The organism is Tumebacillus permanentifrigoris, assembly GCF_003148565.1.
GTDB lineage: Bacteria > Bacillota > Bacilli > Tumebacillales > Tumebacillaceae > Tumebacillus > Tumebacillus permanentifrigoris.
The window spans coordinates 106,593-130,791 of sequence record NZ_QGGL01000016.1; the positions used below are offsets into that span (position 1 = coordinate 106,593).

Annotated in this window: 20 protein-coding genes and 1 pseudogene; 5 read left to right on the plus strand and 16 right to left on the minus strand. The window is 55.2% G+C overall.

Annotation, left to right across the window (positions count from 1 at the left end; genetic code table 11):
• The 14 genes and pseudogenes from rsmI to C7459_RS17395 form a co-directional block, all read right to left on the minus strand.
• The coding region (gene rsmI, locus C7459_RS17330; RefSeq protein WP_109690546.1) for a 16S rRNA (cytidine(1402)-2'-O)-methyltransferase at positions 1-801 on the minus strand (801 nt) is incomplete at its 3' end.
• Positions 798-1,562 carry a tRNA1(Val) (adenine(37)-N6)-methyltransferase gene (locus C7459_RS17335; RefSeq protein ID WP_109690547.1) on the minus strand — a complete coding sequence of 255 codons (765 nt, stop codon included), beginning with the start codon at positions 1,560-1,562 and terminating at the stop codon, positions 798-800. The genes C7459_RS17335 and rsmI, both read right to left, overlap by 4 nt.
• 169 nt (positions 1,563-1,731) lie before the next feature.
• Positions 1,732-3,003 carry an MFS transporter gene (locus C7459_RS17340; RefSeq protein WP_245884608.1) on the minus strand — a complete coding sequence of 424 codons (1,272 nt, stop codon included), beginning with the start codon at positions 3,001-3,003 and terminating at the stop codon, positions 1,732-1,734.
• Between the two features lie 2 nt (positions 3,004-3,005).
• Positions 3,006-4,379, minus strand: a complete 1,374-nt coding sequence (locus C7459_RS17345) for an ATP-grasp domain-containing protein (protein WP_109690548.1) — start codon at positions 4,377-4,379, stop codon at positions 3,006-3,008.
• On the minus strand, positions 4,376-5,512 hold the full coding sequence (locus C7459_RS17350; RefSeq protein ID WP_109690549.1) for a KamA family radical SAM protein: 1,137 nt from the start codon (positions 5,510-5,512) through the stop codon (positions 4,376-4,378). Before C7459_RS17350 ends, C7459_RS17345 begins: the two co-directional genes overlap by 4 nt.
• A gap of 241 nt (positions 5,513-5,753) precedes the next feature.
• Positions 5,754-7,031 (minus strand): GGDEF domain-containing protein, encoded by a 1,278-nt coding sequence (locus C7459_RS17355; protein ID WP_109690550.1) that lies wholly within the window; start codon positions 7,029-7,031, stop codon positions 5,754-5,756.
• Between the two features lie 51 nt (positions 7,032-7,082).
• The gene (locus tag C7459_RS17360; RefSeq protein ID WP_109690551.1) at positions 7,083-9,977 is read right to left on the minus strand and encodes an ATP-binding protein; all 2,895 of its coding nucleotides are present in this window, start codon (positions 9,975-9,977) and stop codon (positions 7,083-7,085) included.
• Complete coding sequence (locus tag C7459_RS17365) at positions 9,967-10,338, minus strand: response regulator (protein WP_109690552.1); 372 nt, start codon at positions 10,336-10,338, stop codon at positions 9,967-9,969. Before C7459_RS17365 ends, C7459_RS17360 begins: the two co-directional genes overlap by 11 nt.
• Before the next feature lie 242 nt (positions 10,339-10,580).
• On the minus strand, positions 10,581-10,898 hold the full coding sequence (gene yabA / locus C7459_RS17370) for a DNA replication initiation control protein YabA (protein ID WP_109690553.1): 318 nt from the start codon (positions 10,896-10,898) through the stop codon (positions 10,581-10,583).
• Positions 10,899-10,950: 52 nt separating this feature from the next.
• A pseudogene (locus C7459_RS17375) lies at positions 10,951-11,652 on the minus strand (PSP1 domain-containing protein); the annotation flags it as partial.
• Between the two features lie 2 nt (positions 11,653-11,654).
• The gene (gene holB / locus C7459_RS17380; protein ID WP_109690555.1) at positions 11,655-12,626 is read right to left on the minus strand and encodes a DNA polymerase III subunit delta'; all 972 of its coding nucleotides are present in this window, start codon (positions 12,624-12,626) and stop codon (positions 11,655-11,657) included.
• 11 nt (positions 12,627-12,637) lie between these two features.
• Entirely contained in the window at positions 12,638-13,081 is a 444-nt protein-coding gene (locus tag C7459_RS17385; RefSeq protein ID WP_109690556.1) for a YaaR family protein, read from the minus strand.
• Positions 13,082-13,115: 34 nt separating this feature from the next.
• Positions 13,116-13,736 (minus strand): dTMP kinase, encoded by a 621-nt coding sequence (gene tmk, locus C7459_RS17390; protein ID WP_109690557.1) that lies wholly within the window; start codon positions 13,734-13,736, stop codon positions 13,116-13,118.
• A gap of 19 nt (positions 13,737-13,755) precedes the next feature.
• The gene (locus C7459_RS17395; RefSeq protein WP_109690558.1) at positions 13,756-15,258 is read right to left on the minus strand and encodes an aminotransferase class I/II-fold pyridoxal phosphate-dependent enzyme; all 1,503 of its coding nucleotides are present in this window, start codon (positions 15,256-15,258) and stop codon (positions 13,756-13,758) included.
• A gap of 180 nt (positions 15,259-15,438) precedes the next feature.
• On the opposite strand from C7459_RS17395, the gene C7459_RS17400 reads away from it, so the two are divergent.
• From C7459_RS17400 to C7459_RS17415, 4 genes are all read left to right on the plus strand, one after another.
• Positions 15,439-16,869: an NAD-dependent malic enzyme gene (locus tag C7459_RS17400; protein ID WP_109690559.1), complete on the plus strand. Its 1,431-nt coding sequence runs from the start codon at positions 15,439-15,441 to the stop codon at positions 16,867-16,869.
• A 129-nt stretch (positions 16,870-16,998) separates the two neighbouring features.
• The gene (locus C7459_RS17405; protein WP_109690560.1) at positions 16,999-17,544 is read left to right on the plus strand and encodes a cysteine hydrolase family protein; all 546 of its coding nucleotides are present in this window, start codon (positions 16,999-17,001) and stop codon (positions 17,542-17,544) included.
• Between the two features lie 16 nt (positions 17,545-17,560).
• A complete protein-coding gene (locus C7459_RS17410) occupies positions 17,561-19,588 on the plus strand; it encodes a DEAD/DEAH box helicase (RefSeq protein ID WP_211320417.1) in 2,028 nt (675 codons plus the stop codon).
• 178 nt (positions 19,589-19,766) lie between these two features.
• The gene (locus C7459_RS17415; protein ID WP_109690561.1) at positions 19,767-21,422 is read left to right on the plus strand and encodes a peptide ABC transporter substrate-binding protein; all 1,656 of its coding nucleotides are present in this window, start codon (positions 19,767-19,769) and stop codon (positions 21,420-21,422) included.
• A gap of 75 nt (positions 21,423-21,497) precedes the next feature.
• On the opposite strand, the gene C7459_RS17420 is transcribed toward C7459_RS17415, so the two are convergent.
• Together C7459_RS17420 and C7459_RS17425 are read right to left on the minus strand one after the other, a co-directional pair.
• On the minus strand, positions 21,498-22,340 hold the full coding sequence (locus C7459_RS17420) for an aldo/keto reductase (protein WP_109690562.1): 843 nt from the start codon (positions 22,338-22,340) through the stop codon (positions 21,498-21,500).
• Complete coding sequence (locus C7459_RS17425) at positions 22,337-23,536, minus strand: MFS transporter (RefSeq protein WP_109690563.1); 1,200 nt, start codon at positions 23,534-23,536, stop codon at positions 22,337-22,339. Before C7459_RS17425 ends, C7459_RS17420 begins: the two co-directional genes overlap by 4 nt.
• Before the next feature lie 168 nt (positions 23,537-23,704).
• On the opposite strand from C7459_RS17425, the gene C7459_RS17430 reads away from it, so the two are divergent.
• On the plus strand, positions 23,705-24,073 hold the full coding sequence (locus tag C7459_RS17430; RefSeq protein ID WP_109690564.1) for a winged helix-turn-helix transcriptional regulator: 369 nt from the start codon (positions 23,705-23,707) through the stop codon (positions 24,071-24,073).
• Positions 24,074-24,199: the final 126 nt, after the last annotated feature.

The following is a 24,199-nucleotide window of genomic DNA, read 5'->3' on the forward strand; positions in this document are numbered from 1 at the left end:
TGCAAGCCCTGTTTCGACAAGTTTTTCGACATGTTCCGACAAATCGAGTGTTTCCCACCACGGTTTTTCGACAAAATCTTTTACCAGTTCTGGTGCGAGTCCGGCGAGCACGAGGACGTATTCTCCGCGGGGTTGATTTTCCGAAAACCAGACAATTGCATCGCTGACTTTCCCACGGGAAAATTGCTCATAGCGTTTCGTCAACTCGCGCGCCAGCACCACGTCGCGGTCCCCGAGATGTTCGAGCAGCGCTTTCAGCGTTTCCTCGATGCGATGCGGGGCTTCGTAGAACACCAGCGTTTCGGTGCGCGCCTTGAGTTTGCCGAGCTCTTCGGCGCGTTTTTTCTTCTCCCGGGGCAGGAAGCCGATGAAGGTGAAGCGGTCGGTTGGCAGACCGGAGGCGATCAGCGCCGTGACACCTGCGACACAGCCGGGGATCGGGACGACGGTCAGTTGTGCTTCGACAGCTGCGCGCACGATGTCGGCGCCAGGGTCTGATATGCCTGGGGTGCCGGCGTCGGTGACCAGCGCGACGTTTTGGCCCTCGCGCAGGAGATCGAGGATCGCTTCTTCCTTGCTGTGTTTGTTGTGCTCGTGGTAGGAGATCAAGCGCGGACGTTCGATGTTGAAGTGGGTGAGCAGTTTCCGCGATTGGCGGGTGTCTTCGGCGGCGATCACGTCGACGTTTTTCAACGTCTCGACGGCGCGGTAGGTCATGTCTTCGAGGTTGCCGATCGGTGTGGCGACCAAGTAGAGCGTACCGGTGGTCTGTTGCTCTTGGAAACTGAAGCGGTGGTTCATCGGGCAAACTCTCCTCGTCCAGCATAGATGTCTTGGATGGCTTGGGTGTACACGCCATCGTCGGTATGTACAAGCAACGGCGGGTCGATGCGCAGTTCTGGTTTGCCGCCTTTGATGCCCTCGATGAGCAGGATATTCGGGCGCAGGTGGGCGCGTGGGTGTACGAGCAGGAGGCGTTTGGGCTCCAAGCGGTGGGTGCGCATCAGGGCGATGATATCAGGCAGACGGTCCGGACGGTGGACCATCGCGAACTTGCCGTTGAATTTGAGCAATTTGGCCGCGTTGACGATGACGTCCTCGAGCGTGCAGGTCAGTTCAAACCGAGCGATTGCGATGTGCGGGTTGACGCTGGCGTCCCCGATCCCTGCGGGTCGGTAGGGTGGGTTGCACGTGACGACGTCGAACGACTCGTGTCCAAAGTGTTGGATGGCTTCGCGGAGGTCGCCTTGGACGATCTTGATCGTGTGCTCCAGTTCGTTGCCGCTGACATTGCGTTGCGCCATGTCAGCGAGGCGTTCCTGAAGTTCGAGACCGACGATCTCCTCGCGGCGCGGCAAGTCACTGCGCGAGGCGAGCAACAGCGGGATCACGCCGTTGCCAGTGCCCATGTCGAGGACGCGGTCACGGTTGCGCAGGCTTACATAATGAGCGAGCAGAACGGCATCGAGGGAGAAGGAGAACACTTCATCGCTCTGGATGATCCGCAAGTTTTTCGTTTGCAGGTCATCGAGCCGCTCGCCCGGTTTCAGGTCAAAGGTCATCGGGTTGGAGCCTCTCTTCTGTACAATCTCGCTATCCCCTTCGACATGATGTAGGGTATCCCTGCTGATAGGATGCCCAAAAACAAAACGACCGCTCCCCGATCGAATCTCGAGTGGCGGTCGTCGTATACTCTGTTTCCTTCTATTCTGGGGCTGCTATCTGCTTGGCTTACTGCGTGACATCCGTTTTTGCCGTCTCCTGGCTCAACGCGCCGCCCTTCCAACGCTTCGTGAAGACGATGGTGAACACCAGCGCCATCACCATCGGAATGCCGTGCAACAAGCCCACGACCGCGACCGGCCGGTAGAAATCGAACAGCGGCGAGCAGATGACCATCCCCACCGCAAACCCGACGGTGACCATCGTCGAGGAAACGCCAAATACGCGTCCACGCCGTTCGTCAGGCACTTGTTGCAGCCGCATGTTGTAACAGATCGCGGAAACGCCGTCCGAAATCCCTGCCAGAAACGCAGCCGGCAAGATCAGATACGGAGTGTCCCAAGCGAAGACCAAGATGAAGAACAAGGACATCAAAAACGTCCCGATTCCAAACATGCGCTCCATCTTGGACTCTTCGTTCGCTTTGTAGTTCTTGGTCATATACCGAGATCCTGCGAAGTTCCCGACCGCCCAGACCGCCCAGATGAAGCCCATGTACAGCGACGGATTGGCTGGGTTCAACTGGGTGGCAAAAACGGGCATCCCGACATTGTGTGCAGCCGAACCAAACGTATCCAGCAATCGAATTCCCATCAGCGCCAGCAACACCGGCCACAATCGCAGGTAGCCGAGGATGAATTTGACTTCGGACAGGAACGACTGTTTGGCACCTTTTTGCCCACTGGACTCGCTCGTCTTGATCGGCAAGGAGATCAGATTCAACGCGGAGATCAGATAGGTGAACGCATCGATGGCGAACAAGAACAGGTAGCCGACCACTCCGAGCAACGTGCCGCTCGCCACCAAGCCGATGACCATCGCGAACGATCCCCACATCGAGAACAGCGCATTGGCACGGACTTGGTTTTTCGGTCCGACGATCACGGGCAGGCTGGCTTGAAACGCCACATTGAACATCGAGCCAAAGACACCGATCCCAAAAGAGACGATGAACACGAGCGTCACATGCCATTCAGTCGGCAACACGACCAAGAGCATCAACAGCACGAAACGGGCGATGTCCGCGACGATCATCATCGTCTTGCGATTGAAGCGGTCTGCGAGCACGCCGGAGTAGAACCCTGCGACGAAACTTCCAAGCAATCGAACTGCCATGAACAGTCCCATCAAAAAAGCGCTGCCTGTCAACACATACACATACAGATTGATCGCTACCATGTTGATAAAGGAACCGATATCCGAGGCGGTTTTCCCTGCTAAAAGCTGATAGAGGTAGCGATCTTGTTTTTTTTCATGGACTGGGTCGTCGTAAGCTGTCACGTCTAAACCTCCTGAGAAGCTTTCTCTTCCTTGCGCACAGAGAAGGTGACCAATCGCTCCGCTTGCTCATAGGTTTCAATGATCGATTCATACGAATCCCCTCGAACCCAACACATCAGCAGGAACACTTCTTCGTCATCTCCATCAATTTTCGTACCGATCGGGTAGACCAGACGAGAGAAGACCATGCCGGGTAATTGGTTCAATTCCTCCAACCCTTCCACCGCTTCAAAGACGCCAGAATGCGGTGGATACAGGGTGAACATTCCGTATTTCTCGTCCTTCACCGGATAGGCATCCTGCAATTCAAATGTGCCTGTCGCTTGCTCGACTTGCGCCTTCAGCACGTCGAACCCGACCAGCGCCTCCAAACTATCGGCTACGCACATGCCCCCGACGCGTGGGTTGATCTCCAGAATCTGCGGACCCAAGCGGTCGTCATAGCGCAACTCCACATGGGACAAGCAGTTCTGCAGCCCGAGTGCGCGCACGGCGGAGGTGGCGTAGTCCTTCATCTGTTGCACCTCTTCGTCGGTGAATCGCATCGGTGGCACGACGAGCAGATGTTCATAGAAGACCCGCTCGCCCTCCGTCATGACGATTTTGTCGTGGACGAGCAGCGGAACAGCCTCCTGCTCCGTGATGACCATCTCCACGCTCGCTTCCCGACCCGACAAGTAGCCTTCGACCAGCATTCCTTTTAGCGGGTCGAACTGATGCTCCACGCCAGCTCGATCTGCGTACACGTGCGCCCCTTCGTAAATGGAAGCGTTCGCAGAGGTCGGAAGCTTCTCAAGTGCCATCCGGAAGCGTTCGATCACTTGTTGTTCGTCCTCGCATTTGAGAATCAAGTGCGAGGCAGCGCCCGTGACCGGCTTGAGGATGACCGGGAATCCGATGCGGCGCGCGTGTTCGACAGCCGTCTGCTCGTCATACGCCATCCCAAAATCGACCGTGGGCACGCCTGCATGGCGCAACGCATCGCGCATTAAGTATTTGTTGTTGGCCCGGTAGAGGGCATCCGGGTTCTGTGTCGGAACCCCCAGCTCAGCCGCCAACGTGGCGGTGTGCGCTCCGAGCAGACCGTCGACGGTGAACAGGCCGAGCATCCCGGTCAGTCCCTTGACATCTGCTTCGGACGCGATCGATCGCACGAGGTTTCGCAGGTGTGGCAGCTCAAAGCAAGTTGTCGTCTCGATGCGCTCGAACAGGTGCATGCCGAGGTCTGCTTCCATCTCTGCGAGCGCCGCTTGTTCGAACTCCTTCAGCGGGGAATAGATCAGGTAACACGCGTAGCCTTGTTTTCGAGCGTAGGCAGCTCGGCGCAACATCGGACGCAGTGCGACATTTTCCAGAAAGATCAGCGCTTGTTTCATGCCAGCACCTCCGCTTGGTCATGACCGTCTAAGTAGTAGGACACGATGTATCCATTTTCATCGATCTCGTGCAACGGCGGGAGGGCCTCGCTGTCGGAGTAGGCCATAAAGTCAGCCGCTTTGTACGGCGTCGTTGCCTTGATATAGCTCTGTCCGTCGATGTCTACATAGGTGAAGGGATGGTTCGGGCCTACACGGTGCTTGCCGACCTGCGTGACATAGACGTAGTGAGGCGCCAAGCTGCCGGAGAGCGGCGACAGTTCGCGTAAAATGTCCACGCCTTTTTGGACGGATGTGCGAAAGTGTTTCGCTCCGATGACCGGCATGCAATGGAACAAGTAGTACGGCACGATCCCGACACAGTTGAACAACTCGATCAGCTCGCGTATTGTTTTCGCCTCGTCGTTGATGCCTTTCATGAGGACCATCTGGCCACGGATGGCGAGGCCGCGTCGAATCATTTTTTGCGAAGCTCGAACCACTTCGGAGGTCAACTCATCCCCGTGGTTGATCGACAGACCGATCGAGATGTTTTTCGATTGGCGGGGGTTGCCGAAGTCGATGTAATTGTACTTCGCGATCATATCCGCCAAGTCATCGGTGATGTTCTCCGGCGCGAACAGGATGTTGCGCGTACCGATGCGGATGTTGCGCACATGCTCAATCTGGTTGACTTGCTGGAGGACGTTCTCCAGCAACTGCGGTTCGATCAACGGGTCGCCACCTGTGATCAGGACGGTCTTGATCCGAGAGTCGGCCCGGATGTAATCGATCGCCGCCGCGATGTCATCGTCGCTCATTCGCTTCGCCTCGCCACCCAAGGTGCGAGTTTTCTTAAAACAGTATCGACAGTACGCCGAACATTCAAAGTACGGGGTTAACACAGCACGGTCTTCGTAGATGCGCTCCAAGCCGTAGATGCCGCGATTCATTTTGCCCTCTTCAAACGGCGCATCCGTGCCGAAGTCCAACGCTTCGTAGGGCGATGGCACGAATTGCTTGCGGACTGCGTCCGACTGTTTCACAATTTTTGCGAGTGACGGACTGATCTTGGAGCGGAATTTTTTCAGAACCTCTTTTTGCATTTCACGTTCTTGTGAGGTTAGCCCTTCAATATCAAATAGTCTTGACATGCTGTAATCCCTGCCTTCTCCTGTTATTGTCACTCAATCAGCGCATGCATTTTTATAATTATGTGAATAATGTACGATATAAGAACGTTATAAATCAATTACTTTATAAAAATAATTGATACTGCAACTCGTGTTGAGGGGGATTAGGCCCTCCATCTACAACCTGACTGGCGCCTCCTGCACAAGGAATCTGTACAAAAAAAAGGACTCATCTCCGCGTGGAGATGAGTCCTTTTTTGCTTTAGCTGTGACAGATCACTCGGTTGCGTCCTTCCAACTTGGCTTGGTACATCGCCTCGTCTGCACGCCGCAGCATCTCCGCGTGTGACATCCCGAGTCTCCACTCGGCAATGCCCGAGGAGAACGTGATGCGGAACTGGTTCTCGGTGGTGCTGGCGACCGTCTCGCTGCGGACCACCGACAGCACGCGCTCGATCACGAGCTTCGCTTGGTCGCCCTCGGTGCGCGGCATCAGCACGACGAACTCCTCGCCACCGTAGCGCGCCAGCAAGTCGGTCGGGCGCAGGTTGGATTGCAGGATCTTCGCAAGCCCTTGTAAAACCATGTCACCCGATTGGTGCCCATAGCTATCGTTGATCGCCTTGAAGTTGTCGATGTCGATGAAGGCGAGCGAGATCGCTTCGTCGTCGCGAATCGACCACTCCAATTCCAAAAGCAATTGGTGGTCAAAGTAGCGGCGGTTGAACACACCGGTCAACCCGTCGCGAAACGCCATCGATTCAAACTGTCGGGCGCGCGAGATCACGTTGTAGACGCGCGCTTCCAACTCTTCGAACTGGAACGGCTTGGTCACGTAATCATCCGCACCGGAGCGCAGACAGCGGACTTTGTCCTTTAAGTCCTCACGCCCGGACAGCACGATCAAGGGCAGCCAACGCATCGTCGGGTCTTCTTTTAAAAACTTGAACATCTCGTACCCCGACTGCGGGTACATCATCAAGTCCAGCAACAACAGGTCATACGGCTGGTCGTACAACTTGCGCTTGGCCTCTGCGACATCCTCTGCTTCGTCCACCTCATAGCCATACACTTGAAACTGCTCGGCGAGGTAACTTCGCAGGAGCGAGTCATCGTCAATCAGCAACAGCCGGCCTGGCTTGGCGATGCTCTCGCGCTCCCATAAGCTTTCACGCACGGTCAGGTCCGCTTGGTTGCGGGCGATCTCGTACTCGATCTTCAAGCGGATCAGATGGGTGTGCGTCTCGCTGAGGATCGACGTCAAGGCGCGATCGGCACCACTCTCTGGCGATTGGTTGCTCCACTCCCACAGTTCGGTGAGGTGTTCTGCGATCTCCCCTACGCGGTTCAGTCCAAATGTCGGGGCACTGCCCTTGAGACGGTGGGCGCTGCGGTAGATGTCCTGCGCTCGTCCGCTGTCATAGCTCTGTCCCAGCGAGGCCAGTGTTCCTTCTAGTGTGGTGATCTGTCGGTCTAGTTCCACAATGTACTTGCTACGCCCTGCTTCGACTAGCTTTTTGATTCTCTCACTCTTGCTCATCCTCTACTCACCCTTGGCTAAGATCTCTTCTACATCATCACATACAGTCATCTACTGGTCTTCTTCCCGCTCGGGGAACATGATCACACCGGTTTTTTCACGGTGCAAAAGCGTCTGCAGGATCACGTTGGAGAGCTTGCTCGGTTGGTACGGCTTGGTCAGGAAATCGGTCGCGCCCTTGGACAGACCCAGTTCACGGTCATCCAATGCCGAGGCGATAAAAATCGGAATGTTCTTCGTCGCCTCGTTCGCTTTCAAACGGTCGATGACATCCCAACCAGAGATCGAGTCCTTGAGCATAATGTCGAGCACCACAGCGTCTGGCAAGTGCTGTGCAATCTGGTCGACCGCCACCTCTCCATCGCGCAGGTGGGTCACGGTAAAGCCATTGTCTTGCAGTTCCTCCTGCAGGAGGAGTGCAAGCGAATCATCATCCTCGACGATAAACAGGCGCGGCTGATCTGTCGTCAGGGCCACAGCCACTTCCGAATAGGCGGCCAACACCGGGACGGTGACATCCTGACGCGGCAAGTGGATCGAGAACATCGAACCGATGCCGAGTTCAGACTGTACGGTGATCTCCCCGTCATGCGCCTTGACGATCTCTTTGCAGATCGCCAGACCCAATCCGGTGCCGCCGATCTTGCGTCGGTCGGAATTGTCGATGCGGTAGAACTTGGAGAACAGCTTGCTGAGCGCATCCCTCGGAATGCCCAGCCCTTGGTCGCGAATGATCACCACCAGCGTCTTGGGCAGGCAGCGGAATTCGACGGTGACCTCGCCGCCCTCCGGCGAGTACTTGACCGCATTGCCAATCAGGTTCACGAGCACTTGCTTCAATTTGTCGGCATCGCCGCGCACGAAGGTCGAGGCGGCTGGAGGCACGACGCGCAGGGTGTGCTTGGTATAGTTCATGGTGAACGACTCCATGACTTCCTGAACGATCGGCAACATCTCGACATCGGCCATATCGTAGGACTGGCGGCCCGACTCCATGCGCTGGATGTCGAGGAAGTCGTTGATCAGTTGCGTCAGACGCTTCGCTTCCTTGTGAATCGTCGTCAGGTATTTATGCTGACGATCTGGCTTCAATTCCTTGTTCAGCATCAGTTCGGTGAACCCGAGAACGGAAGAGAGCGGTGTGCGCAGTTCGTGCGAGACGGTGCTGACAAACTCCGACTTCATCTGGTCCACTTCGTACTCGCGGGTGATGTCACGGTGTACCAACATCGTGCCGACGACATGGTCGCGCGCGTCGTGGATTTTTTCATAATAGACTTGGATGACTTTGGTGCTATCGGTCTGTTGCAGTTGGTAGATCAGCTTGGCGTCGTCCGCCAGCGTGCCGTCGAGCGCTTCCTTTACGAACTCGCAGAGCTCGTCCGAATTGTCGACCAATTTCTCAAACAGGTCGTAGAGACGATGCGTCACTTCACGGTCGTCGCTGTCGAGCACGTACTCACCGATCCACGATGTCCACGTCTCGTTGACCTGAACCAAATTCCCTTGCTTGTCAAAAAGTTGCACGCCTTCGCGGATCGAATTGATGATCTCTTGATTCAGTCGGCGTTCGCGCTCCGAAGCCTCAAAGGTGTGGAGTTTCTCGATCGACAGCGAGATCTGGTTGGCCAGCGCACGGGACTGTTCCAACTCGGCCTCGCTGAAGTTGCGACCCATCCGGGTCAGCACGACGAGAGCGATCATCCGACCGTCCGACGCATGGATCGGCAGGTAGAGGTCAGACAGCTCGATGCGCTCGTCGTGGTAGCCCTTCTCTCTCGGAAGCGCTTCACGGCTCAGGACGAACGCACGACCATCCATCTGCAGGCGGGCCAACATGCTGTCTTCTAAGGTATCGATGAAGCGGTGCATCTGTTCGGGCTTGATGCCGACCGCCGCGTGCGGGTGATCCTCTTCCAACAGCACGATCGCACCCTTGTCCGCATGTTGAATCACTCGAACGTTTTGGATGATGCTTTGGAGCAGATCCGTTCTGTTGAGCGTGTTGACGAGCGAGGCGTTGAGTTCGTTCTGCGCTTGCAGGATCGCCTCTTTTTGTTGCATTTTCAGCAGCGTCTCGCTCAGTTCGTCCTGCGAGTGCAGCAATTCTTCCTGTTGGGCAAGCACTTCCTCGTTTTGTTCGATCAAGTTTTGCTCCGTCTCTTTGATCCGGCGGATCATGCTCTGCAGCGAGCGGGTCAAGAACCCGATCTCGTCACTGCGCTGGCCATACGGCAGTTCCAACAGTTTGCCGTCCTCATGGTGCTGCGAGCTGAGTGCAAGCCTTTGCAGCGGTTGCCCGACATCCTTGGCAAAGCGGATCGCCAGCCATCCGACAATCGCCGCGATCACGACGAGGTAGCAGGAAGTCAGGATCGCCAACAGATCGAGGTTGCGGTTGTACTTGGCTTGTAAGGCATCGATCTTCACCCGTGTCGCCACCACGTAGTCGCTGTTGTGTTGGAACAGCGAGTCGAGATACGGGGTAAAGTTGTTGTCCTGTGAATACTTCAAAAGTTCAGCGCGGTTGGTTGCAGCATCTGTCATCTTCACAGCGGCCGGCACGATTTCGTTGAAGACTTTGTCGTAGCCTTTTTGCAAGTCTTCGAGGTACTGGCGGTCCTCCTCCGTCAAGTCGAGTTTGCGGAATTCCTGCATCCCGAGTTCCCAACCCTTTTGCTTGACGTGGATCTTGTCGATGAAACTTGGCACGGCCACCGCGAGGTACCCGCGCATATCGGCGATGACGCTGAGCGTGTGCTGTTGGATCTGAATCGAGAGTTTTGATTTCTGATCCAACTGATTGACTTCGGCGTAATAGTCGGTTTGTAATTTGTGCTCCACAACGTACATAGCACCGCCGCCGACCATGATCAGAAGGATCAGCACGAGCATGTAGTTGGTGATGCGGCGCGCGATTCCCTTTTTGATGGCGTTATTTTTCATCGAGAATTCCCTCGATCAGGTTGACCAACTCCATCGGGGAGAACGGTTTGGCGAGGAAGTAGTCCACGCCGGTCTTGCGCGCCAAGTCCTGATCGGACTTTTGGCTTTTCGCGGTCAACATCATGATCTTCACATCGTGCTTGCCTGCCAACCTGCGGGTTTTTTCCACGACTTCAAGCCCGGTCATCCCTGGCATCATATAATCGAGCAGGACGAGGTCATAGCTATTCTCTTGAATTTTCTCAAAAGCCTCTACGCCGTCTACCGCTTCGTCGATTTCGTATCCGCAGTCTTCCAGCGAATCGACGACGAGCATTCTCAAAACGTCTTCATCTTCGGCCAACAAAAGTCTAGCTGTCAAGTCTACCACCTCATTGTGTTATGTGTTTAGTGAATACACCAGTAGAGCAGGATCTGCTCGATGCTTCGATCGTGTTATGCGCGAGAATTTTGAAAGACTTGGCTTATACTTATCATATTACCATCTCCGCTTGTCGACTCCTATCGAAATTTCATAAATCGTCACGAAAGATGATAAATTAATTATATAAAAAATACCCGGCGATTTCCGCCGAGTATTCTTCACATCTGATCATCCTGTTGTTATTTGTGTAAAAAGGAGAGGCAGAACAGGCAATCTCCCTCTGTTCGCAGACTCCCGTAATGCAGGTTGCAGATGTGGAATCCTTCCTGATAAAGCCGTGCGAGGTTGTCATACCCCTCGCCAAGCATGGGAGCATGCTCCCCTGCCTTGGTGGTTTTGTCTAAGCGATTCCGCAGGTTTTCGTTCTCCATCGTCAGCTTTTGGTTTTCTTCCAAGAGCTCGACGATTTTCTGTTTAAGCGAGCCCAGTTCTCGGTAGAGTTCGCCGATGCGTTCCTCGACATTGGCAACCTGAGCAAAAACGGCCTGTTTGTCCACTCGCGCTCACCCCGCTCGCAAATCAAGTCTAGTGATCGGAATTATCCCGCTGCTTGCCTTTGCCATGCGGCTTCGAACTACCAGCGGCCACTTCGACTTTGCTGCTCTCGCTATCCTCATAGCTCTCCGTTTCAAACTTCAAGCAGCACATGAGGCGTCCGCACAGTCCGGAGATCTTCGCCGGGTTCAGCGAGAGGTTCTGGTCCTTCGCCATCCGAATCGAGACCGGATCGAAATCTCCGAGCCAGCTCGAACAGCAGAGGATGCGCCCACACGGTCCGATGCCGCCCAGCAGTTTCGCCTCGTCGCGCACGCCGATCTGACGCAGTTCGATCCGCGTGCGAAACACCGACGCGAGATCCTTCACGAGCTCGCGGAAGTCCACCCGACCGTCCGCTGTAAAGTAGAAAATGATCTTGTTGCGGTCAAACGTGTACTCGACATCGACCAACTTCATCTCCATTTTGTGGTCGATGATTTTTTGCTGACAAATATGAAACGCCTTCTTCGCGGCGACCTTGTTCTCATCCACCTGTTGGGCGTCGCGGGGATCTGCAATGCGCAGGACCCGCTTCAGCGGCAACACCACGTCTCCTTCGGAGACCATTTTCTTACCGATGACCACTTCTCCGTATTCCACGCCACGCGCGGTTTCCACGATCGCAAAGTGTCCCTTCTCGATGGGGAGATCAGCCGGGTCGAAGTAATAAATTTTACCCGCTTTTTTGAAACGGATACCGACGACGGCAAACATACCTAAACCCCCTGCAGCCTCAAGATCATCTGCTCTAGCGTCAATTGGACGTTGGCATTGCCTTGCAGGCGTTTTTTGGTCGTGAGGATGATTTCAATCATCTCGACGAGTTGATCTGTGCGGTACTGCGCTGCCTGCGATCGGTATTTATCTAGTTGGCTATCTGCTGCCACGGCTGTATCCAGTCCAAGGCTTACGTGCAAGACATCGCGGTACCACCAAGCGAGGCAATCCAGCAGCGCATCGACCTCTGCTCCTTGCCAACTTGGTTTGATGACTTTCTCCTGTATCGTGAAGAGGGGATTCCCTCGACGTGTTGCAAGTTCCTCACTCAATTGTACCATCAGCGACAAGATTTCCGCAAATCTCTCCTGACTGGCAAATTCCTTCGCTGCCCCATAGCTCTGCTTGAGGTAGGCGAGGAATTTGGCACGGGTGGACGACACCCCATCTGCGACCAGCAAATCCTCGACTTGTCTGATCGGACGGCGCTCGAAGGCGATCAGCATACAGCGCGAAATCACCGTCGGCAACAGCTTGGCTTTGGAGTCGGCCAGCAGGATCGCCACCACAGGAGTTGTCGGTTCTTCCAGAAACTTTAGCAGCGCATTGGCCGCTTCGACGGTCATCTTGTCCGCATGGTGGATGATGTAGACTTTGGAAGCGTTCTCCATCGCTTTGCGGGAGAACGCTTTTTGCAGCTCACGAACTTGGGCGATCTTGATCGCATTGCCGTCCGGTTCGAGCGTGATCAAGTCCGGGTGGTTGTGTGATTCGACCCGTCGGCACTGCGAACAGACCCCGCAGGGGCGCTCGCCCGCACTCGTGCAGAGAATCGACTTCGCAAAGTACTGCGCCGTCTCCACCTGTCCAGAGCCCTCAGAGCCGAGAAACAGGTAGGCGTGCGCCAAGCGCCCGGTATGTAGGCTCCGGGCCAGCATGTCGCTTGCTGGGCCAGGTACAGGCCAAGTCATCGCGACCCCTCCTAGAAATACAGATTGATCAACAGGCCACGGATGTCCCCGATTTTTTCGAGGATTTCAAGGTTGTCCTTCTCATCGGCCATGACCTTCTCCCCGAGTTCGGCCATCAGGTCGTCAATCTGCGAGATGATTTTGTATAAGCGCATCCGACCGCGCTTGTCGAAGCCTTGCTTTTCCTTGGAAGCAAATCCCTTGACGACTTGTTCCAAAAAGCGGCGCACGCGTTCCTTGTAATCCTGGACCGATTTCCATGTCATCTGTTTGGCGAGCAGTTTGCCCATGTCGTCGACTTGGCGCATGAGGTTGTCCATCTCGGCCTTGGTGAACTTCTGATTGGCTTGTTGGAACAGGTCTTGAAAAGCAGGGGCTTTGAGATCTCCTGCTGGTTTATCGTCACGCAGACCGAGCGTTTCCACGAACGGTCTGTTGTTGCCTCCGATTTTCATCACAACCGCTCCTTATTAAAAATGAGCGAAGATCTCACAGAAACTGGCGGATGTCCTGCCAGATCGCTTCGGTGACAGCATCGATGGACTGTGTGCCATCGATGACCACGATGCGCTCTGACTCCTGCGAAGCGATCTGCAGGAACTGTTCGCGCACCCGACGGTGATAGTCGAGGTCGCGCTGTTCAATCCGGTCGAGTTGCTTGCCACGCCCAGAGGCCGCCCGTTGCAGTCCAAGCTCGCTCGGGACGTCGATCAGGTAGGTGCGAGTCGGCCAGAGGCCGTCAGTCGCGTGTTCGTTGATCTGGCGCACCTGCTCCAGCGGGATGCCAAGTCCGGTCGCTTGGTAGGCGAGGCTGGCGTCGATGTAGCGGTCGCAGAGGATGACGCGACCCGCCGCTAGGTTCGGGCGAATCACTTCTGCGACGTGCTGGGCGCGGGAGGCGGCGTAGAGCAACATCTCGGTTTTGGCGACCATCGAAGAGTTTTCCGGATCGAGCAACATCGCTCGAATCTGGTCAGAGATCGGGGTGCCGCCCGGTTCCCGCGTGGTATGAACTTGTATTCCCAAACTGCCCAGACGTTCAGCCAAGCGACGAATCTGTGTCGACTTGCCACTGCCGTCCGGGCCTTCGAGCGTAATGAAAAGACCCACTGCCTCCTAAACTCCCTTCTTACGTTCGGAGCAGAACCCGTACTTCTAGTAGTTGGCTGTCTTCCACACCTTGGAACCGCACCTGGGTAGCGCGGAGAGCTTCGACGTGTGCGATCAGCTCCTCCGTCCACACTTCACCGGGTACGATCAGCGGGATTCCCGGAGGATAGGGGATCACCATCTCCCCCGCGCATCGTCCCGCCGCACGTTGTAAGGGTACACTTTCCGTGTCCATCTCAAACGCAACATGTGGGAGAAACTTGGCTTCAAGTGAGGACCATGACGAATTCGCGGTGCTCTTCGTCTGTGCGGACTTTGTTAGCTCCTCCGATGGAGAGCGTGCTTGCAAGACCTCATTTGACCTGAAGCCTTCGCTCGCTCCCTCCATCGGAATCCCCTCCAGCGCTTGCACGAGGCGTTCCACTTGCCTTTCACCATCTGCATAACTGAACACGGCGAGGACATTTTGTGGATCGGAGAGTTCCAAGGTGAGGTGTTTTTCTGCATGCAGGTACTCGTACACGTGCGAGCCTGTTTTTCCAAGCCCTGCGACGGAGATCGTCCACTTTAGCGGATCGACCTCGAAGCCGCCGGGCGTTTTTTGCAACAAATGCAGGTGCGGGTGCGCCCGGAGGCGCTCTGCACCTTTTTCAACAGCCTGGAGCGCTTGTTCCAGCCGCGCATGGCCCTCTGTCTGCATCTGGTGACGCGCGACGTCGAGCGAGGCGAGCAGGAGATACGAAGGGCTGGTGCTCTGGACGAGCTGCAGCCGCTTGCGAAGTCGCGTGCGATCGACGCGTGTCCCTTGGACATGCAGCATCGACGCTTGTGTCAGCGCACCCAATGTCTTGTGCGTGCTCTGCACCGCCATGTCGGCCCCCGCCTGCATCGCCGTCGCGGGGAGGGCTTCATGAAACGCAAAGTGCGCTCCATGCGCCTCGTCCACCAACAACATCATCCCTGCCGTATGTACAATTTCTGCCACCGCTCGCAAATCCGAGCAGATGCCGTGATAGGTTGGAGAGACGATCAGCAGCGCCCGCGCATCCGGGTGGGCCTGCACAATTTCGCGCACAGTCTCCACCGCAACACCCGACGCGATGCCAAACTGCTCGTCCACTTCTGGGTGATAAAAAACGGGCTGTGCCTGTGCCAGCACGAGTCCGTTCAACACCGACTTATGCAAATTCCGCGGTACGAGAAGTTTCTCGCCCGGTGAGATCGCCGTCAAGATCATGGCGAGATTCCCCGCCGTACTGCCGTTTACTAAAAAGTACGTCTCCTGTGCGCCAAACGCTTCTGCCGCAAGACGCTGTGCCTCGCGGATCGCTCCTTCTGGCGCGTGCAGATCATCCAGCCCTGGGATCTCCGTGAGATCGAGGCGGGACGCTTGCGAAAGCCAGGAGCCCATCGCTCCATCCAATCCCCGTCCCATCTTGTGCCCCGGTACATGATAGCTGCCCGGATTGCCTTTTAAATGAGAGAGGATTGCCTGCATAATGGGAATAGTAGAGATGCTCATATATCCATTCCCCCACGTACATAATTCGCTCCACCGAGCTGGGAATCCTTTTTCCTATTATAGTGCAGGGGCTTTGGGGCAAACAAGTTTGGCGAATTTGTCCTGATCAGTCTATTGATTGATTACATAGGAGTGTTACAATAGAATGCATATTTTCCGGAACCCAGGAGGCAAAAAATCATGGCATCAGAACGTACTGCCGGACTCTCATTGATCTACCGGCTTGAATTGAAAAACAGCTCGCATATCTTCGGACTCGTGGCACACCACATCGGGGAGGAGGACGGCGACATCATCGGCGTGGACGTTGTTCATGTTGAGCGGGATATTGTGGTACGAGATGTGAACGTCAATGTTTTTGACCGGGAGCATGGGCGCCGCATCCGCGAACGCCTCGATTCGGAGGAAGGAATCAAAGTTATCAATCTCTCCGACCGAACCTACCTCATGCACCTTGGGGGAAAAATTGAGATCCGCTCCAAAGTCGCCGTCCGCAACCGGGACGAACTGTCGCGCGTCTACACCCCGCACGTGGCGGATATCTGCAAAACGATTGCCGAGGACCCGTCCAAAGCCTTCAAACTGACGATCAAGAAAAACACGGTCGCGGTCGTCTCTGACGGTACGGCCGTGCTGGGCCTCGGTGACATCGGCCCGTATGGCGCGATGCCGGTCATGGAAGGGAAAGCGATGCTGTTCAAGCAGTTCGCCAACGTCGATGCCTTCCCGATCTGCCTCGACACCAAGGACACGGAAGCGATTATCGCGCACGTCAAAGCGATCGCGCCGGCCTTTGGCGGCATCAATTTGGAGGACATCTCCTCCCCGCGCTGCTTCGAGATTGAAGCGCGCCTGAAAAAGGAATTGGACATTCCGGTGTTCCACGATGACCAGCACGGCACGGCGGTCGTCCTGCTCGCTGGTTTGATGAACGCGGTCAAACTGGTCGAGAAGGACCTGTCCAAGCTGAAAATTGTCGTGGTCGGCATCGGGGCGGCCGGGATCGCGATCACCAAGATGCTGTCGCTGGCAGGTGTCAAAAACATCGTCGGCGTCGACCGTGAAGGGATCATCTCCCGCCACCAGACGTATGAAAACAAGATGTGGCAGTGGTACTCCGAGCACACCAACCCAGACAATGTTGTCGGGAACTTGGACGATGCCATCGAAGGAGCGGATGTGTTCATCGGCGTGTCCGGCCCGGGCGTGTTGAAAGTCGAGCATCTGCAAAAAATGGCGACGGACCCGATCGTGTTCGCGATGGCGAATCCGACCCCGGAGATCGACCCGGAGATCGCCGCACCGTATGTGCGCGTGATGGCGACGGGTCGTTCCGACTACCCGAACCAGATCAACAACCTGCTCTGCTTCCCAGGGATCTTCAAAGGCGCACTGGACTGCCGCGCCTCCGATATCAATGAAGAGATGAAATTGGCTGCGTCCTACGCGATCGCCTCGGTTGTCGGCGAGCATGAGTTGTCTGAGCAGTACATCATCCCGTCTGTCTTCAATAAAAAAGTCGTCGAAGCGGTGCGTCTCTCGGTGATCGAAGCCGCCTATGAGACCGGCGTGGCGCGTCGTCGCTACCGGAATTACAAGGATCAGAAGTAGTCTTGCGAGGAAAAAAGGGAGTGCGCCCGTGTGGGTGCACTCCCTTTTTTGATAAGTTTACGCCCGGTAGCACTTGCCAGCCTCTTCCTGCTCAGGCAAGATGGTAGTATCTGAGGGGAGTGGAAACGTATGTCGCAAGCGTTGCTTGTTGTCGATGTACAGCACGGCATGTTTACCATTGACGTACCGGTCTACCGGGGGGAGGAGCTGATCGTCCGGCTGCAAGACTTGATCGCACGCGCTCGGACGGCAGGAACTCCGGTAGTTTTTGTTCGCCATGATGCAGGCCCTGGGAAGTTGCTAGCCAAAGGCACGCCAGAGTGGGAGATTCACCCGGGCCTCGCGCCGCAAGCGGATGATCTGATTGTGGACAAGAACAGACCGGATTCGTTTTGGAACACCACGTTGCAGGAGGATCTGCAAGCGCGAGGGATCACAGACTTGGTGATCTGCGGGATTCAGTCGGATGTCTGTGTGGACACGACGACCCGTCGGGCGGCGAGTCTGGGCTATCGCGTGACCTTGGTCGCGGACGCGCACAGCACGTGGAACAATGCGGTTTTGACTGCACAGCAAGTGATCGACCACCATACGCAATTGCTGACTCGGTTCGCGGATGTAAAATCTGCGAAGGAGATTCATTTTTTCGGGAAAGATAGTACAGAGAACAACTAACGGAGGAACAACTTCTATGACACAAAACTTTGCTGCGCTGGGCATTCGCCCGGAGCTGGTTCAACTTTTACAACGCAACGGCGTGATGCAACCGACGCCGGTACAGGAACAGAGCATTCCGTTCTTGCTCGAAGGTCAAGACCTGATCGCCCAAGCACAGACCGGTACGGGCAAGACGCTGGCGTTTGTCCTGCCGATTTTGGAGCAGATCGATGTGGAGTCTGGTAACGTGCAAGCGTTGATCGTCACGCCGACACGTGAATTGGCGTTGCAGATCACAGATGAGGTGAAAAAGCTCGCAAATGCCGTCGGCGTCAAAGTGTTGGCGGCGTATGGCGGGCAGGATGTCGATGCCCAGATTCACAAGCTGCGCGGGGCGATTCATATGGTCATCGGGACGCCAGGGCGATTGATCGACCACATGCGCCGGGAAACTGTGGACTTCTCGAACTTGAAGATGTTGGTGCTGGATGAAGCGGATCAGATGTTGCACATCGGGTTCTTGCGCGAAGTGGAGCAGATTCTGGATGTGACGCCATCCGACCGCCAGATGATGCTGTTCTCCGCGACGATGCCGCCAGCTGTGCGTTCGATCGGCAGACGGTACATGAAGGACCCGATCGAAGTGCAGGTAGAGAGCAAGCAGATTACCTTGGACGAGATCGAGCAAGTGGTGATCGAGACCACCGACCGTGGAAAATTGGAAGCGCTGGTCGATTCGATCAAAAAGTACAATCCGTATCTGGCCGTGATCTTCTGCCGCACGAAGAATCGGGCGAAGAAGTTGACCGAGGAACTCGCAGACTATGGGTATGAAGTCGACGAGTTGCATGGTGACTTGTCGCAAGCGAAGCGGGAAAAGGTCATGAAGACCTTCCGCAATGCCAAGCTGCAATTGTTGGTGGCAACCGATGTCGCCGCACGCGGGTTGGATGTGGAAGGCGTGTCGCATGTCTTCAATTATGACATTCCGTTTGATGCGGAGAGTTACATCCACCGGATCGGCCGGACGGGTCGAGCGGGGCACGAGGGTGTGGCCGTGACATTTGTGACGCCGAGAGATCGGAATACGTTGCAACTGATCGAGGAAGGCATTCGCAGCAACATTCATAAGCAAGTGGTGCTCCCACCGCGTTCGGGGGAAAATCGTTCGTTTGGTGAAGGCGGCGAACGAGGCGGACGGGATAAAGGCCGTGGCAGATCCAATGATCGCAATGATCGTGGCGCTTCCCGTGGCGGGCGTTCTGGGCAGCAGGATCGCAATTCTGGTGGGCGTGGTCGTGGGGAACAGCAGGATCGTTACCAAGGTGGGCGCGGCCGCGGTGAGCAACAAGATCGCAACCAAGGCGGCGGCCGGGGTCGCGGGGAACAGCAAGATCGCAACCAGTATGGCGGCGGTCGCGGCGCTCAACAACAAGATCGCGGTCAATACGGCGGAGGTCGGGGCGAGCAGCAAGATCGCAACCAATACGGCGGCGGTCGGGGCGCTCAACAACAAGATCGCAACCAATACGGCGGCGGTCGGGGCGCTCAACAACAAGATCGCAACCAATACGGCGGCGGTCGGGGCGCTCAACAACAAGATCGCGGTCAGTACGGCGGTGGTCGCGGCGAACAGCAAGATCGCGGTCAGTACGGCGGCGGTCGCGGCGCTCAACAACAAGATCGTGGCCAATACAGCGGTGGTCGCGGTGGACAGCAACAAGATCGCGGTCAATACGGTGGCGGTCGCGGCGCTCAACAAGATCGCGGCCAATACGGCGGTGGTCGCGGCGCTCAACAAGATCGCAATCAATACGGCGGTGGTCGTGGCGCTCAACAAGAACGCCCCTCCTACGAAGATCGTTCAGACGTACCGTCGCAACACCGTAGTCCCTATGGCGTTCAGTCTGTGCGCCCGGAACCTGTTACCAGTGGTCGTGGTGGCTACCAAGGTCGTGGCAAATCCGGCGGCCCTCGTGGAGGCGCTGGCGGTCGTGGTCGTACAGGCGGCGCTGGACGACCGTCACCTTCCGGCGGCGGTCGCGGCGGCAGAGGACGCTAACCCCCATCCTTACATCCCTCATGGTAAAAAGATCATCTGTCCTTCATGGGCAGATGATCTTTTTTTCATTCAAATGCAAGTGAACTAAAAAAATGGCATGGAAAACAATTGCCATTCACGACAGACATGCTTATAATTCATAAGGAATCACATAATAGACAGGAATTGGGGTATTAATATGAAGAAATTTCAGAAAATTACTTGGAGTTTGACTGCTGTGGTCATGTTCGCAAGTATCAGCATGGTCGGTTGTGGCAGCAAGGATACCGAGACCACCGCGACCACGGGCGGCTCTTTGGATAAAGACCAAACGCTCAATCTCACCCTCAAAGGCGAGCCGTCCACGCTGGACATGTCGCAAGCTACGGATGAAGGCTCCTTTTCTGTGGCCGGTCAGATCATGGAGGGTCTCACCCGTTTGGATAAGGACGGGAACAAAGTCCTTCCGGGTGTCGCGAAGTCTTGGAAAGTTTCCGCCGATGGCTTGACCTACACCTTCGATCTCCGTGATGATGCGAAATGGTCAAACGGAGATGCTGTCACCGCACATGACTTTGAATTTGCTTGGAAGCGCACACTCGACCCGAACACGAAGTCCCAGTACGCCTTCATGGTCGCTTGGATCAAGGGGGGTCAAGCCTACAACGAAAGCAAAGGCAAGGCCGAAGAAGTAGCGATCACAGCCAAGGACGACAAGACGCTGGAAGTCACTTTGGATAGCCCGAAGTCGTACTTCTTGCAACAGTTGGCGTTCCCTGTGTACTACCCGCAAAACGAAAAGTTTGTCAAGGCCCAAGGAGACAAATACGGTGCCGACACCGACAAAGTTCTCTCCAACGGTCCGTTTAAACTCACCAAGTGGGGCCACGACCAAGACATGGCGCTCGTCAAAAACGACACCTACTGGGACAAAGATGCGGTGAAACTCACCAACATCAATTTCGCGATGGTCACCGACAGCGGTGCCAAAATGAACTTGTTTGAATCCGGACAAGTCGATTCGATCCCGCTCGTTCGCGAACAGATCGAACTCTTCAAGGACTCCAAGGAACTCGCGACGAAAAAGAAAATGACTTCGTGGTACGTTCAATACAACCAACGAGTCAAAGCCCTGACCTCCGCAAAAGTTCGACAAGCGCTCACCTATGCGATCGACGCGAAGGCATTTGCAGAAGTAACGCTCGGCAACGGTTCCGTCGAAGCGACCGGATTGACGCCGTGGGCGGTTGGTGATGGCCAAGGCAATGAATACGTGAAGTCCCTGGGCGATCTCATCAATCGCAAGGACAATGCTGCGAAGGCAAAAGACCTGCTCGCAGAAGGTTTGAAGGAAGTTGGCGAATCGAGCTTCCCGAAAATCAAATTCCTGACCTCCGACGGCACCACTTCGCGTAAACAAGCCGAGTTTATCCAAGAACAATGGCGCAAAAACCTCGGAATCGAGATCGAATTAGAACCGGTTCCGTCCAAACTGCGCTTCAAGCGTTCGGCTGACCATGACTTCGACATCGTAGAATCGGGTTGGTCCCCGGACTACAACGACGCGATGTCGTACCTTGAGATGTGGACCAGCGACAGTGATTTCAACGAAAGCGGCTGGAAAAACGCGGCGTATGATGACCTGATCAAACAGGCCAAAGCAGAGCCGGACCCGAAAAAGCACACCCAACTGGAGCAAGACGCAGAGAAACTGCTCATGAAGGAAATGCCGATCGGCCCGCTGAACTTCGATGCCTCCAAGGAACTGACCAAGTCCTACGTGAAAGACATGGTCGAATTGAGCATCGGCCCGGACTGGGATTTGAAGTATACTTACATCTCCGGCAAGAACTAATACCGGCTAGTACGAGTCACACAAAAAAGGGCGCATCCCCAACGGATGCGCCCTTTCCCCTCCTGCCTTCCCCCATCAAAAATCAAAATCATCCGGGTCCGGCCCCACACGCAACCCTTCATTCAACCCATCAATCTCTTCCATCTCCTCAACCGTCAACGCAAAGTCAAACACCGACGCATTCTCCACAATCCGCAGTTCCTTCGTCGACTTCGGAATCGTCACAACCCCATTCTGCAAGTCCCAACGCAGAATGACTTGCGCGACCGACTTCCCATGCCGATTCGCAATCTCTTGCAACACCGGATGGTCCAACAACTGCCCTTGCATCAACGGAGACCACGCTTCGAGCTGAATCCCCTGCTCCAGACAGTACGCCCCGACTTCCTTTTGCGTCAACCGGGGGTGGTACTCCACTTGGTTCACCATCGGCTTGACCTTCGCAACGGTCAGCAAGTCCTCCAGATGATGGACTTGGAAATTGCTGACCCCGATTGCCTTCACCCGTCCTTCCGCATACAGCGATTCGAGCGCTCGCCACGCCTCCTGATACTTACCTGCTACCGGCCAGTGGATGAGGTACAAGTCCAGATACGCCAAGCCCAGCTTCTGCAAGCTCGTCTCATACGCCGCTCTCGTCTCTTCGTACCCGAGATCTGCATTCCACACTTTTGATGTGACAAAAAGCTCTGCACGCGAGATTCCAGTCGCCTCAATCCCCTCACGAATCCCTTGCCCAACTCCCTCTTCATTGCCATAGATCGCGGCCGTATCAATGCTGCGATACCCATGTACAATCGCGGTCTTCACAGCAGCCACCAGATCAGGCCCTTCCTCCACTTTAAAGACCCCGATCCCCAACCAAGGCATCTCGACACCGTTGTGCAACGTCGTTGTATCTTGCAGGTTTTTCATCATTTGGCGAATCCTCCTCTAGTATCTCTTCGTTCAAGAGCCCAACTCCAACCAGTGAGCAACACAGCAGCCAGCACCATCAACGAACCAATCCACGCGGTGTGAATCAGCCCCATCGAATCGGTGATGACGCCCCCAACATAGGAACCTATCGCAATTCCAGCATTAAACGCCGCGATATTGAGTGCAGACGCCACATCCACGGCACCCGGTACAAAACGCTCCGCTAACATCACCACATACACTTGCAGTCCAGGCACGTTCATAAAAGCGAACATCCCCATCACGAAAATCGTCAGCAATCCCGCTACCTTGAACGGCGCCGTGAACGTCAAAACAAACAGCACGATCGCTTGCAAGAGAAACATATAGAACAACGCCTTGATCGGGTTGCGATTCGCTAACTTCCCGCCGATCATGTTGCCGATCGCAATCGCAATCCCGTAGACCAGCAAGATGATCGCAACGGTCCCTTCCTTGATTCCGGTGACGACTTGGAGCAAGGGAGACAAGTAGGTGAAGACCACAAACGTCCCACCGTACCCTAATGCTGTAATCACAAACACCAGCAACAACCGACCCGTGGTCACGAGTTTGATCTGATCGCGAATCGTGGTACGAGCCCCTTTTTGTAAATCAGACGGCACCAGCAGGCTGTTGGCGAGAAAAGCGATCAGACCGATCGCAGCAATCCCTACAAACGCGAATCGCCAGCCAAACTGCTGTCCGATAAACGTACCAATCGGTACCCCCGTTACGGTTGCGACGGTGAGCCCCGTAAACATGATGGAGATCGCACTCGCTCGACGATCTTTGGGCACGAGGTCCGCTGCAATCGTCGAGCCAATCGACATAAACACACCGTGGGACAAGGCGGAAATCACACGCGCAACCAGCAAGAAACCAATGCTCGTCGCACTCGCCGCTAAACTATTTCCCAAAATGAAGACCACCATGATCCATAGCAACAACGACTTGCGTGACATGCTCGAGGTCACAGACGTCAGGATCGGGGCTCCAAATGTAATCCCCAACGCGTAGAGCGAAACGGTCAACCCGGCTGTGGTCACCGGGATTTTTAGATCTCCTGCAATCAGTGGCAAGAGTCCGACACTGATAAATTCTGTCGTTCCTATGGCAAATGCACTCACGGCCAAAGCCAACAGAGCCAGTACACTTCTTTTTTTATCTCTTGTCATGGCTGCTCCTCCTACGTTTGATTTGTGAAGCGAGTATGGTACTTCTTCGTCGACAAATGCTATTATGAGAGATACCCATCAGATAAGGAAGTACGAACTTTCAAGTCCTGTAGGGACTACAAAGTTCGGTAGGAACTTTTTTGTTCCCATAGAATCAGGAGGTTTCGCATGGAGAAAAAGAAGTACAACATCTCAGTCGAGGCGACCTTGGAAGTCATCGGGGGGAAGTGGAAGACCGTGATTCTCTGCCACCTCACACATGGCAAAAAACGCACCAGCGAATTGCGCCGCCTCATCCCCGGCATCACCCAGAAAATGCTCACCCAGCAACTGCGCGAGTTGGAGAACGATGGCGTGATCACCCGCACGATCTACCAACAGATCCCGCCCAAGGTGGAGTATGCACTCAGCGAGTATGGGTGGAGTTTAGAGGGGATCTTGAACTCACTTTGCGCATGGGGAGATAGACACATTACTCGCGTGTACGGAGATCGAAATGCGATGCTCGAGGATAGCATTTTGAATGATATCACGTAAGTATCTGCAATAAAAAAAGGCACATCCATAATGATATGATCCCCTTCAAGTAGACAGTAGGAAGAAAGCCCCCTACTATCTATTTGAAGGGGGTTTTTCATTTATGGGAAACATTCGAAAGACATA

Bases quoted from the DNA above. Each gene is read 5' to 3' on its own strand.
- C7459_RS17335 (WP_109690547.1), bottom strand. From the start codon at position 1,562: ATGACCTTTGACCTGAAACCGGGCGAGCGGCTCGATGACCTGCAAACG.
- C7459_RS17345 (WP_109690548.1), bottom strand. From the start codon at position 4,379: ATGAAACAAGCGCTGATCTTTCTGGAAAATGTCGCACTGCGTCCGATG.
- C7459_RS17350 (WP_109690549.1), bottom strand. From the start codon at position 5,512: ATGTCAAGACTATTTGATATTGAAGGGCTAACCTCACAAGAACGTGAA.
- C7459_RS17355 (WP_109690550.1), bottom strand. From the start codon at position 7,031: ATGAGCAAGAGTGAGAGAATCAAAAAGCTAGTCGAAGCAGGGCGTAGC.
- C7459_RS17360 (WP_109690551.1), bottom strand. From the start codon at position 9,977: ATGAAAAATAACGCCATCAAAAAGGGAATCGCGCGCCGCATCACCAAC.
- holB (WP_109690555.1), bottom strand. From the start codon at position 12,626: ATGACTTGGCCTGTACCTGGCCCAGCAAGCGACATGCTGGCCCGGAGC.
- C7459_RS17385 (WP_109690556.1), bottom strand. From the start codon at position 13,081: ATGAAAATCGGAGGCAACAACAGACCGTTCGTGGAAACGCTCGGTCTG.
- C7459_RS17395 (WP_109690558.1), bottom strand. From the start codon at position 15,258: ATGAGCATCTCTACTATTCCCATTATGCAGGCAATCCTCTCTCATTTA.
- C7459_RS17400 (WP_109690559.1), top strand. From the start codon at position 15,439: ATGGCATCAGAACGTACTGCCGGACTCTCATTGATCTACCGGCTTGAA.
- C7459_RS17405 (WP_109690560.1), top strand. From the start codon at position 16,999: ATGTCGCAAGCGTTGCTTGTTGTCGATGTACAGCACGGCATGTTTACC.
- C7459_RS17410 (WP_211320417.1), top strand. From the start codon at position 17,561: ATGACACAAAACTTTGCTGCGCTGGGCATTCGCCCGGAGCTGGTTCAA.
- C7459_RS17415 (WP_109690561.1), top strand. From the start codon at position 19,767: ATGAAGAAATTTCAGAAAATTACTTGGAGTTTGACTGCTGTGGTCATG.
- C7459_RS17420 (WP_109690562.1), bottom strand. From the start codon at position 22,340: ATGATGAAAAACCTGCAAGATACAACGACGTTGCACAACGGTGTCGAG.
- C7459_RS17425 (WP_109690563.1), bottom strand. From the start codon at position 23,536: ATGACAAGAGATAAAAAAAGAAGTGTACTGGCTCTGTTGGCTTTGGCC.
- C7459_RS17430 (WP_109690564.1), top strand. From the start codon at position 23,705: ATGGAGAAAAAGAAGTACAACATCTCAGTCGAGGCGACCTTGGAAGTC.